Source organism: Thalassotalea sp. Y01, from assembly GCF_012932945.1.
Lineage (GTDB): Bacteria > Pseudomonadota > Gammaproteobacteria > Enterobacterales > Alteromonadaceae > Thalassotalea_A.
On sequence record NZ_JABBXG010000001.1, the window covers coordinates 644,905 to 656,921 of the forward strand.

The 12,017-nt window shown below is 42.5% G+C and carries 10 protein-coding genes; 5 read left to right on the forward strand and 5 right to left on the reverse strand.

Annotation, left to right across the window (positions count from 1 at the left end; genetic code table 11):
* Positions 1–109: 109 nt before the first annotated feature.
* Both HII16_RS02660 and HII16_RS02665 read right to left on the reverse strand, forming a co-directional pair.
* Complete coding sequence (locus tag HII16_RS02660; RefSeq protein ID WP_169127217.1) at positions 110–811, reverse strand: SprT family zinc-dependent metalloprotease; 702 nt, start codon at positions 809–811, stop codon at positions 110–112.
* Positions 811–1,143, reverse strand: coding sequence for a YebG family protein (locus tag HII16_RS02665; protein WP_169127219.1), 333 nt, complete (start codon positions 1,141–1,143; stop codon positions 811–813). Before HII16_RS02665 ends, HII16_RS02660 begins: the two co-directional genes overlap by 1 nt.
* Positions 1,144–1,597: 454 nt before the next feature.
* On the opposite strand from HII16_RS02665, the gene HII16_RS02670 reads away from it, so the two are divergent.
* Positions 1,598–1,924: a DUF3718 domain-containing protein gene (locus HII16_RS02670; RefSeq protein WP_169127221.1), complete on the forward strand. Its 327-nt coding sequence runs from the start codon at positions 1,598–1,600 to the stop codon at positions 1,922–1,924.
* Between the two features lie 120 nt (positions 1,925–2,044).
* Here the strand turns inward: HII16_RS02670 and HII16_RS02675 are convergent, their stop codons facing one another.
* Positions 2,045–2,794 carry an SDR family oxidoreductase gene (locus tag HII16_RS02675; protein ID WP_169127223.1) on the reverse strand — a complete coding sequence of 250 codons (750 nt, stop codon included), beginning with the start codon at positions 2,792–2,794 and terminating at the stop codon, positions 2,045–2,047.
* A 356-nt stretch (positions 2,795–3,150) separates the two neighbouring features.
* On the opposite strand from HII16_RS02675, the gene HII16_RS02680 reads away from it, so the two are divergent.
* Both HII16_RS02680 and HII16_RS02685 read left to right on the forward strand, forming a co-directional pair.
* Entirely contained in the window at positions 3,151–3,342 is a 192-nt protein-coding gene (locus tag HII16_RS02680) for a hypothetical protein (RefSeq protein ID WP_169127225.1), read from the forward strand.
* A gap of 209 nt (positions 3,343–3,551) precedes the next feature.
* On the forward strand, positions 3,552–4,772 hold the full coding sequence (locus HII16_RS02685; protein WP_248289486.1) for an amidohydrolase: 1,221 nt from the start codon (positions 3,552–3,554) through the stop codon (positions 4,770–4,772).
* A 105-nt stretch (positions 4,773–4,877) separates the two neighbouring features.
* Here HII16_RS02685 and HII16_RS02690 read toward each other — a convergent pair whose 3' ends face one another.
* Positions 4,878–7,463 (reverse strand): TonB-dependent receptor, encoded by a 2,586-nt coding sequence (locus HII16_RS02690; RefSeq protein WP_169127229.1) that lies wholly within the window; start codon positions 7,461–7,463, stop codon positions 4,878–4,880.
* Between the two features lie 227 nt (positions 7,464–7,690).
* Here HII16_RS02690 and HII16_RS02695 point away from each other — a divergent pair, with 227 nt between their 5' ends.
* Complete coding sequence (locus tag HII16_RS02695) at positions 7,691–8,527, forward strand: mechanosensitive ion channel family protein (RefSeq protein ID WP_169127230.1); 837 nt, start codon at positions 7,691–7,693, stop codon at positions 8,525–8,527.
* A 398-nt stretch (positions 8,528–8,925) separates the two neighbouring features.
* On the forward strand, positions 8,926–10,548 hold the full coding sequence (locus tag HII16_RS02700) for a S8 family serine peptidase (protein ID WP_169127231.1): 1,623 nt from the start codon (positions 8,926–8,928) through the stop codon (positions 10,546–10,548).
* Positions 10,549–10,992: 444 nt separating this feature from the next.
* On the opposite strand, the gene HII16_RS02705 is transcribed toward HII16_RS02700, so the two are convergent.
* Positions 10,993–11,916, reverse strand: coding sequence for a LysR family transcriptional regulator (locus HII16_RS02705; RefSeq protein WP_169127232.1), 924 nt, complete (start codon positions 11,914–11,916; stop codon positions 10,993–10,995).
* Positions 11,917–12,017 lie beyond the last annotated feature (101 nt).

Here is a 12,017-nt window from a genome sequence, read left to right on the forward strand (position 1 = left end):
CCAGCGGTTCGCCGCTGTCAAGCCATTAATCACAAGAAATTAACAATGAAAAATTACATGTAGGACAACAAATTGCAGAATAAATAAACAATAGTCGATAAATATTCGACTAGTTTATCCAGTAGAGGTGAGATTGATGTTGCGTTAGCCATGTTTTGGCGACTTTGTGGTTACCATAAAATGACGAGACCATTGCCCAAAATTCGGCAGAATGGTTCATGTGTTTAAGATGGCAAAGCTCGTGGATGATAACGTAATCGATAACCCAGTCTGGCGCCATGACCAATAACCAGTTTAGTTTGACATGGCCTTTACTGTCACAACTGCCCCAACGAGACTTAAAATAACGTACAGTGCTACACTTTGCCTTTAACTTTGTGTCTTGCTGCCATTGTTCGCTGCGCGCTAACAATATCGACATTGCTTGTTGTTTATACCATGCGTGCAGTTGCTTTTTCACGGCATTGGCTATCATTGCAGGGTCATCGTTAGCCACTTTAACCGCAACGACTATGTGTTCCGCTTCAATCGACACGCTATTTTTACTGGCAACAACAACCGACAAACGATAAGGCTTACCTAGATAGTAAAACACCTCGCCATGTTGATACTGGCGCTCGACAGTCTCACTGCTTTGCTGCTGCAAAGCGATTTTTTGCTGTAACCAGGCACGCTTTTTGACAACCAACTCGGCAATGTATTGCTCATTAACAAATTCCGGAGCAAGCACTCGTACTTGACCATGCTTAACTTGCAAGCTGATGGTCTTGCGCCGACTACTGCGCACCAGTTGATAATCAATTGACGCCATTAGGCAGATTTAGCTTTCGATTTTGCCGCAGTTTTCTTTGCGGCAGGTTTTGTTTTACTGGTCGCGGGTTGCTTTTCAACAACAGGTTCCGCCGCCGGTTTAGGTTTTTTTGCCAATAGTGAAATCAATACTTGTTCGCGATTTTTCGCGAGGAAGATACTGACATCTTCAATCATTTGCTCTTCAAGTGCTAACGAAGATTGATCGAGTAACGCCGACAAATTATCGGCCATGTCGAGCATCTTGTCGTACTCATCGGCAGCCTTTTTGTCCATAAACGTTTCAACCTCCACCCCATTTCGAACCACTACAAAGCGACTTTCAACAGCCATAGTCTTTCCTTATTACCCAGTGTATGACGTAAATATTGGCAATATAATGCCAGTATTTTCCGTGCATTTAATGTAAATTGTTTCAGGTAGTGTATATTTATCCAGTAATTTAACAGCTTTTTTTATGACTCGCCAGAAAAAATTTTTTTTCCTTTTTCACTCATCGCACAAAACCCGCAACTCACCTTGACTAAATATACAATTTAATCGTGTTTTTATGCACCGATGTAAAAAAATGTTTCTGTTAACACATCTTTAACATTTGATGAACTCTTCTAACCTCGTGATTTTAACTGAATTTGTCCAAATTAACGGTAAATAAAGGCCCGGCAAAGTTGTTACATTCACACATTCTGCATTAACAACTTTTCTCGCAAAATGCGTCACTATTAGATTAACAGCAAACGACAACAACACTGTTACAGAATACTTAATGAGAATGTGGAGAACAACGATGAAAGCACTAACTTTAGCAGCAGTAATGGCAACCAGCATGGGTTTTACAATGAATGCAACCGCGGGCATGGATCCTTATCTTGAAAATGCACTAATTCAAGTATGTAAATCTGCGCAAGCTGACGACCTTGGCGATATGCGTCGCACTATTAAAGGTTATCATCTAAAAGAGAAAACCGTTGCAGCAAAAGTGGTATGTAATGGCGAAAATATTGTTAACTTTGCAGAAAATGCCGGTGCATATAACACCGCCAGTCATCTGCAAGAACGCCTAGGCGGTAGTGAAATTACCGATTTGGCAAACGTTTATGCGGTAAATTTTTAAGCCCATAAACAGCGAGGACTGATCTGTCACCCTGGACCTTGCTTCCCCCCAACGCTCTGGCTCGATGTTTTTGAGTCAGGGCGTTAATCTTTACACATCCCACGCACTTAAAAGCACACTCTAGCTCAATCGGCGCATTATCGATAATGGCAATAGAGGTAAAATATAACGCATCACAGCCCATGGCCACCCCGGTACAAAGGCAATGTTTTTTTCCGCTTCAATAGCAGCGATGACCTTGTTACAACCAGATGTGACGTCAACCAAAAACGGGGGATTTTTATCGGTATCGGTAATTTCTGTTTTAATATAGCCAGGATGTATGGTTGACACCTTAATAGGGCTGCCCAAGGTATCAATTCGAATGCCTTCCGTCAATGACGCCAACCCTGCTTTCGTTGCAGCATAGACAGTCATCGAGCGACGAAAACCTCGTTGTGAACTTACCGATGATATGGTGACCAAATGACCACTATTTTGCTCTCTGAAAATCTCCATAGCGGCTTCACATTGGCATAACGCAGCGACAAAGTTGGTTACCGCAGTCAGCTTATTTTGCGCATAATAGCCGGTGCCTATGGATGCTCCTTTGCCAATACCGGCATTAACTATCACCCTATCAATACTGCCAAGCTGCTGTTTTGCCTGTTTAAATACTGTAAACACTTGCTCATCTTGGTTTACATCCAGAGCAAAAACCAACACCGTAATGGCTGGATAGTGCTGCTCAAGCTCGCTCGCTAGCGCTTGCAATCGTTCGGTGCGTCTGGCACATAGCACCAGATTTCGCCCCATTTGCGCAAACTGTTTGGCCAACTCTTCGCCGATACCAGAACTGGCGCCGGTAATTATAATATTCTTGCGTTGCATGACGTCATTATCTCATCTGTTAACGTGCTATAAACCAAGTAAGTCTGTCGTTGTATTCGACAAACACCTTAAAAATTATCAAACATGGTTATTGTTCAATAACTTACCTAATAAAGATAACGATGTCTCCCATAAACTTAAACACCGCCCTTTCCGCAAAGTAAGTCAAAACCATAAATTCACTGTGTATTTACTCGCAAACATCAAGCAAGAAGCAGGCCTGAACAGCCTATAAACAAAGGGATGACGTTTTTTTATGCATTTGATTTAAAAATCGCAAATTTTGTTTGACGTACGATTTGTTTTTGCCTATTTTTCACAAATAACGGTCAAACGAAATTATTGAGGATGTAGTAATGTCTCGAAATAAAATCATTAATGATGTCGATTTAACCAACGGTGATATGGATTTTACTGATGAGGTTTCGTCAAACACAGAAAATGATGCGGGTAACCCAGATACAGCAAAAACCCGACGCCGTATCGATGAGTTACTTGAAAAGAAGCGACTTAAAGAGTTGCTTGACGAAGATGAGTGGGATTTATAAATCCCACTTATTAGACTGCTCATCTGCCACATTTCCTAAATTGTTCTTTTCATTTCCCTAAATCTTCTCTACTCTCAGTTACATAGCAATAACACCTATTAGGGAGATTTATGTCTTATTTTCGAAAAACCGCGTTAGCCGCAAGCTGTTTTGTAGCCTTTAACTGCGCTATAACAAGCAGCGTTGCCAAAGATCTGTCGCCACAAACGATGGCAACAAGTGTCGAGCAGGACGTAATTGAATGGCGCCGCCATTTCCACCAGCATCCGGAGTTGTCAAACCGAGAGTTTGAAACAGCCAAGCGAATCGCCGACGAGTTAAAGCAATTAGGTTTAGAGGTGCAAACCGGAATCGCCCATACTGGTGTTGTCGCTGTATTAGATTCAGGTAAACCTGGCCCGGTCGTAGCTTTACGCGCTGACATAGATGGTCTGCCAGTAAAAGAAATATCCGGTTTACCTTTTGCTTCCAAAGCGGTAGGCGAGTACAACGGCCAGCAAGTACCGGTTATGCATGCTTGTGGCCATGATACCCATATAGCAATGCTATTAGGCACGGCAAAAATGCTTAGTCAGCATAAAGAATTACTAACCGGTAAAGTGAAGTTTATCTTTCAACCTGCAGAGGAAGGTGCGCCCGCAGGTGAAGAAGGCGGTGCCGAATTGATGGTTAAACAAGGGGTAATGAAAAAACCTGACGTTGACGTCGTATTTGGTGTTCATATTTGGTCTAACTTAGAAGCAGGAAAAATCAGTTATAAGCCAGGTGGCACATTGGCCGCGGTTGATACCTTCAAGATTGTTGTTAAAGGTAAACAGGCGCATGGCGCTTACCCATGGAAGAGTGTCGATCCTGTGGTCACCTCCGCGCAAATAATTATGGGCTTACAAACCATCGTTTCTCGCGAATTAGAATTAATCGAAGAAGCGGCTGTTGTCACCGTCGGTAGCATTCACGGTGGCGTACGTTCGAACATTATCCCTAATGAAGTGGAAATTGTTGGTACCCTAAGATCGTTAAACCCAGAAATGCGAGAGCACATTCGCGAAGCGGTAAAACGCAAAGCAATCAATATTGCCGCAAGTATGGGCGCAGTCGCCGAGGTAACAGTGCCTTTTGGAGCTAATTACCCAGTTACTTATAATGATCCGGCGTTAATGGGAAAAATGTTGCCTTACTTACAAAACAATTTAGGCAGCGAGAACGTGGTGTTATCAAAAGCGCAAACCGGTGCCGAAGACTTTTCATTCTATCAACAACAAGTGCCGGGATTATTTTTGGGTGTAGGCGGAATGCCAAAAGGTACCAACAAAGAAGAGGCGCCAGCGCATCATACGCCTGAGTTTTTTGTTGATGAGGCAGGTTTAAAAACCGGTGTGCAAACTCTGATTGGTTTGACGTTAGATTACATGAATAGTCACCAGCAATAAGCGGCTCAAAAACGGCTAGCAATTACCTGTTAATTAAGCCATAAAAAAGACAATAAAAAACCTGCTCATTGAGCAGGTTTTTTATTGTCTTAAACTAGCGCTAGTTTAGAACTTGTAGGTAACCTTACCGTAGTAGAATGCACCGTTGTAATCAAATGGACCACTTTCGTAGTACTTACCACCAACAATGGAGTAAGCGCCATCAGGGCCTTTCTGCAACTCTTGTGCTTCTTCGTCAAGCAAGTTATTACCACCAACCGTAAAGGTTAGGCTATCAGTCGCATACCAACTTACTTCACCATCTAGAGTGAAAGTAGAGTCAGCTGTTTCTGACCAACCATCAGAGGTATCATCGGCATGCACCGCGTAGTACTCTCCGAAGTAGTTAAAGCGTAAGAATGCACCAAACGCGTCCCAACTTTGACTAACGGTAAAGGTTGCTTGGTGATCTGGAATACCATCTTCCAATCGCTCTACTTTACCTTCAGACGTGGTTTCAGGATTAAACTTATCAACGGTTGTATCGTTGAAGTTGTATGCCAAGCTAAACTTGGTGTCACCGCCTAACAGACCCATTGAGTAGTTAGCAACAACATCCACACCTTCAGTTGTGGTATCAAAGTCATTGTTAAAGTAGGTTACCGCTGAAATCAATTCAGGGTTTTTAACACCTAAGTCACGTAGGTCATCCCAATCTTCTTCAAGTACATCGATTTGACTCGATTGCGCTAGACGATCCGTTACTTCAATGCTGTACGCATCAACGGTTAAGAAGAAATCACCATTTTGGTATACGATACCTGCTGCATACGATGTTGATTCTTCAGGTTGTAACACTTTACCACCATAGAATGCTGATAGAGGATCAGTCGGTGGCGCTAAGAATGACTGGATTAGCTCACCTTCAACTAAGGACGTTTGCGTATTAACAACGTTTTCTTGACCAACAGTTGGTGCACGGAAACCTGTACTATGTGACGCACGAATTGACAAGTTATCGGTTATTTCAAACTGTGTCGTAACTTTGTAATCCGTAGTATCACCAAAGGTATTAAAGTCTTCGTAACGTACCGCAGCACCGACCATCCAGCCTTCAGTGAAGTAGGTTTCTACATCAGCATAAAATGCCCAGTTACGACGCTCATTGCGACCTTGTGATTCTGGACCAAAACCTTTAAAACCGTGTGAACCGATGTTGAAGCCTTGGTCAGCATAAGGACCAGCTTTCCAAGATGACTCTTCACCAGAAACGATTTCAAAACTCTCTTCACGCCACTCGGCACCAAATGCAAAGTTTAAGTCTTCCGCTAAACCAATATCAAACCCGCGCACTAAATCAAGGTTAAAGGTTTTCTCTAACTGAATGTACTTACCTGTTTGGAAGTTAGTTGGCGTTGAAAGACCAAGCGATGGGTTAAGGGTGTTTTTCAAAAAGAATTCAGACTCATTTCGACCGACAGAGGCACTTAAGTCAAAGCTCCACTCTTTCATCAAACCAGCATTGATATCACCACGTACACCACCAGTAATGGAGGTATCGGTAATGTTACCGCCGAACTGCGGTGTATAACCGCCTGGCATGATTGAGTTCATTGAGAAACAGTTTGGATCGGCCAACATGGCTAAATACTCAGGCGAGGTTAGCACGTTACCATCTGAACCATCAGGGTTCTTAGGAATATTTACAACCGCACAACTGCGTGCTGCGCCTTCCGATTGTGCGACATCACCAACCAATAGTGTTTGACCACCATCAATTGAGAAAACGTTACCACGGTTATGTGGATTACGATAATAGAAACCACCAGTAACATCTCGCTCAGAATAGTTACCAAATAAGTACGCTTCTTTATCATCTTCTAAATCCAATCCGATATTACCAAAGATAGTGATATCGTCTTCAACTTCTGGGTTACCCCAGATTTGCGCTGGATCGTTAACGTCGGTGTTTCCTTGGTCAATCAGGTTAGCCGCATCTGGGCGCTGTACTGAACGACTTGTCGGGTCAACGTTTTTCAGTTGGAAACTGAAGTTAGCAAAGCCGTTATCGGTAAACGGTAAACCAATGTTACCGTCAACAACGGTGGTTTCACCATCGCCTTCAGAAAACTCACCATATTTAACCGAGATAGAACCGCCATCTCTATCGTCACGTAAAATAAAGTTCATAACACCAGCGATAGCATCTGAACCGTATTGTGCTGACGCACCGTCACGTAGTACTTCCACTTGCTTAAGAGCAACGGATGGAATTACTGAAATATCAGGACCTTGAGCACCATCATTGACACCACCACCTTGGAAGGCAATAACTGATGCACGATGACGACGCTTACCATTGACAAGAATTAGTGTGGAGTCTGAAGACAAACCACGTAAGTTAACTGGACGAATCAAGGTCGCAGCATCCGAAATAGGTTGCGCACGAACATTGAAGGACGGTACCGCACTTTGTAGTGCATCAAGCAAATCCGACGCACCAGATTTAGATAGTTCATCACCGCTTACTACATCAACCGGTACCGGCGAATCCGCTACCGAGCGTGGTGCAGAACGAGTACCAACAACAACGATCTGCTCGATGTTTTCATCGGCTACTGCTTCGCCCTCTTCGGCTGCCAGTACCGGCTGGCTACCAAGAGCGATACCGACCGCTAGGGTCAGGTGACGCAATTTGAAGTTCCTAGACATTAGATTTCTCCCTCACATTTTTTTTTATTAACGAGTATATTATTTATACTTCAACTACCTTTATATCTGACCTAGAGCGCATTTACAAACTATTAACATGAAATGTTTTCACGCATCCTTTTAAAAAAATCAAAGGGTTACATTTCGTTACTCTGTTTTTGTTATCTTGCTTGTTGAAAATAGTTATCATTAACAGGCATTTTTCAGGTACCTAGGAAGGGCTATTTATGGAGCAATTTTTACAACAATTTTCTCTGCTAATTACTAATAAAATTTTTATTACCATCGCCATTGTGGTGGTATTGCAGTTGCTGTCTAAGTACATCGTTGTGTTTATTAAACGCGATAATGACATCCTCAATGAACAGCACCGAACTTGGATATCACGAACTAAAAATATTAAAGCCATGGTCATGGCGATTTTTCTGCTAAGCCTGTGGTGGGGAGAGTTACAAACCTTTGCACTTTCAATTGCAGCAGTAGCGGTGGCAATTGTTATCGCCTCAAAAGAATTAATACTGTGCTTGAGTGGTTCGATATTACGCGCCACCTCGAATGCGTTTGTGATAGGTGACTGGATTAAGGTCGGTGATAATCATGGTGAAGTGATAGAGCATAATATTCTGTCAACCTTGATCCAAGAAGTCGACTTTGCCAACAATACGTACAATTACACCGGCCGTACCGCCATCATCCCGAATAGCCAGTTTTTAACCGAGACGGTTAAAAATATGAATTTTATGAAACGCTATGTGTATCATACGTTTTCGATTCACTGTGATACCAAGATAAACATGTTTGATGCGCGAGATTATATATTCCAACGTATGGATGAATACACTAAAGAATTCTTAGAAATAGGCCAACGCTATAATTCAGTGATTGAAAAAAGATTGGGTGTCGATTTGCCCGGTGAAGAACCTTACATTCGCATTACAACGACAGACCTTGGTCATTTTAAATTTACCATAATTTTATTTTGTCCTACCGAGCAAGCAGTCTCTCTTGAGCAGCGTATTACTCAAGACTTTATGCAATTTAGATATGAAAGATTGGATTCTTAAACTATTTTTTTATATAAAAACCTAATTAAGGGAATGTTAAAGCGTATATTTATGCAGTTTTACTGTCTAATTATTAGTCTTTTAGGTGGCTAAACGTCTTTGCACAAAAAATCAATTTAACAATATTTTAACATGAAACTTCAATGACATACGATGCTTTTTTGTACAATAAATCAATTATAGAAAGATCACTAAATAGACAAAAACACAAAAACATCAACAACTTAAAAAAGTTATAAGGTATTACTTTTTGTTATACCCTTTACCGCTGACATTTAAAATTATATCTCTAAACTGAAAAACTCTTGTCGTTTTAATAAAACCAATTGATCTTCCCCAGAGATCACAAAGAACTCAAACGACAGGAAAATAATTATAATGTAAGGGAGAAAACCAAAGTGAAGTTAAAAACATTTCTAAGTTCTTCATTAGCCTTGGCAATAAGCACAAGTTTTGCCGCCAATGCCGCTGATGACCGATACGTAATTCAAGTAGATAACAGCAAGAAAGGTGTGGTAAAAGCACTGGCGAAAAAACTAGGTGGCGATATTAAACTTGATTCTGAAGGTTTTATTGTTGCGAAATTCGCTGGTAAAGATTTAGCCGCAGTTAAAGGTTTATTAAACAACCCACACGTACAATTAGTTGAGGCGGATCAGCGTCGTTACCCAATGGCCATGTACAACGATGACCTTGGCGACGCCATGCAAGAACAGCTTACGCCGTACGCTGTGTACCAATCAAAAGCCAATCAAGTGAGTTTCAATAGCCAAGCAGGTATGAAGGTGTGTGTTATCGATTCAGGTCTTGACCGTTCTAACTCTGATTTTAATTGGGGCGCTATCACTGGCGACAATGACAGCGGTACAGGTAACTGGGACGAGAATGGTGGTCCACATGGTACTCACGTTGCAGGTACTGTAGGTGCTGCAGATAACAACGTTGGTGTTGTAGGTATGGCGCCAGGCGTTGATATGCACATCATCAAAGTATTTAATGCCTCCGGCTGGGGTTACTCGTCTGATTTAGCCCACGCGACTAACTTGTGTGAGCAAGCTGGTGCGAACATCATTTCAATGAGTTTAGGCGGTGGCGGTGCGAACAACACTGAATCAAACGCCTTCGCTAACTTCACAGCTAATGGCGGCTTAGTTGTTGCCGCTGCAGGTAACGACGGAAACAGTGTTCGTTCATACCCAGCAGGCTATGAATCAGTAATGATGATTGGTGCAAATGATGCTGATAACAACATTGCAGATTTCTCTCAATTCCCGTCTTGTACTGCAGGTCGAGGAAAAAATGCAACATTTGATGAAACCATTTGTGTTGAAGTTACCGCCGGTGGTGTTGATACCTTATCAACCTACCCAGCCGGTATGGCAACCTCAGCGAATATGAGCGCTGATTCACAAGCCTATGCAACCTCGGCAATGGAAAACACCGGTTCTGCAAGTGGTGCAGCTTACTATATGGGTACTGCTGAAGCGGTTGACTCAAGTGCCAATGGTAAGATTTGTGTTATCGATCGCGGTAACATCAGCTTCCATGACAAAGTACAAAACTGTGAAAACTCAGGTGGCCTAGGCGCTATCATCGTTAATAACGAAGCAGGTATGTTATACGGTACGTTAGGTGAGACGAATGCAACTAGCATTCCAGCTGTTGGTGCCGATTTTGCCGACCGCAGCAGCCTAATCGCAGCGTCTTCAGCTTCTGTTTCTGTCGATGCGAGTGACTACGGTTTCATGAGTGGTACGTCAATGGCGACACCAGCAGTATCTGGTATTGCAGCACTTGTTTGGTCTAACCACAGCAGCTGTACTGGTACTGATATTCGTGAAGCATTGAAAGCAAGTGCAACGGATTCAGGCGCAAGCGGTCATGATGTTTACTTTGGTTACGGCATTGTTGATGCAGTAGCAGCCGATGCGTACTTAACAGCAAATGGTTGTGGCGGTACAACTCCTCCACCAGAGCCAGAGCCAGAACCATGTAAAGGTAATGGACCTCGCTGTCGATAATAACGACCCAACCCTTGGTTATTATCTAAAAAGACCGGCTTAGCCGGTCTTTTTTTATGCGCAAAATTAATCCCAGAATATTTAGGAAAATGCCAGAGCAATTGTTAAGGGTGCTCGAGCCAAGCCGTTTGGCTGACGCGAAGGTTTACAAACAAAACATCCCACAGGCTTTATATTTTCTAACCTGAACTAACTAAGTATGGTCTAATTCAGGTTAGATTGACTACATTGAGCGAGAAGCGGTTATACGCTGTCTCTGACAAATAACACCGTCACTGCGGCGAAGGCCGCAATGACGCAATGACGCAATGACGCACGGATGTGCTAATGCAAATAGCGTCATCAATGAAGTTGGTATATTTGTGACGGCGCCATGTCTTTACAATTGTCAGTTCTGCATTATTGAAACTAAATGGTTATTGCTTCTAGGTAATCATGCTCAAATTAAGGTAATAGGACTTGTTGATTTTCAGCGGTTAACGCTTTTATATAGTCCCACAACAATTCAACTCGACGAATACGTTTTCGATCAGGTTGCGCCATTAAGTAAAACGAACGCACCAGATCAAAGGTGTCGCTAAACAATGGCACTAACTCGTCTTGTTGCGATACTAAAAAACACGGTAAAACCGCCACACCTAAACCACTTTTAACCGCCATATATTGAGCAATAACACTGCTGCTTTTTAAACTCGCATCATTATTCGGCGCGATCTCGTCAATAAACGCCAGTTGTGAGGCAAAGTCCATATGCTCGGTGTAAGAAACCCAGGGGATGTTTTGCAAGTCTTTCACCGACTCTACCGAATGCGCATTAAGCAATTTCTTACTGGCATAGATTTTCAATCGATAATCACAAAGTTTGGTGACAATCATCGACGTGTTGGTAGGTTTGCCAACCGTAATAGCGATATCCGCCTCATAACGAGATAAGTTCACTTGCCGTGACAAAGGTAGAATATCAACACTAATATTAGGGTGGGCTAGTTGAAATCGATTAAGCTGATTAGCAATAAAGAAGCTACCAAATGCCTCGGTACAGCCTATTCGTACATTGCCTTTTTCTTGTAAGTCTTTGCCTTCTAGTGTGTTTAGGCTATTGTGCAAGGTGTTTTCCATTTTGCGAGCATTGCGCAAAAACTGCTTGCCTTCTTGGGTTAGCACATGGCCTTCACTACCTCGCTCAAACAAGCTGACACCGAGATTTTTTTCCAATTGATGCAGACGCCGAGACACCGTCGAAGAGTCGATATGCAGACTTCGTCCAGCCTCACTTAGCGTGCGGGTACGAGCGACGGTTAGGAATATTTTAATGTCGTGCCAGTTCATCTTTGCAGAATAACAAATTCGGTTAACACTGTCTTGCATTATTGCAACACTACGTTGCACCAATGCTATTGATAAAGACGTGGTAAGCCCCTACTCTACGCACAACCAAGGCAATTTTCATTTTTATGACCATTTTTGCC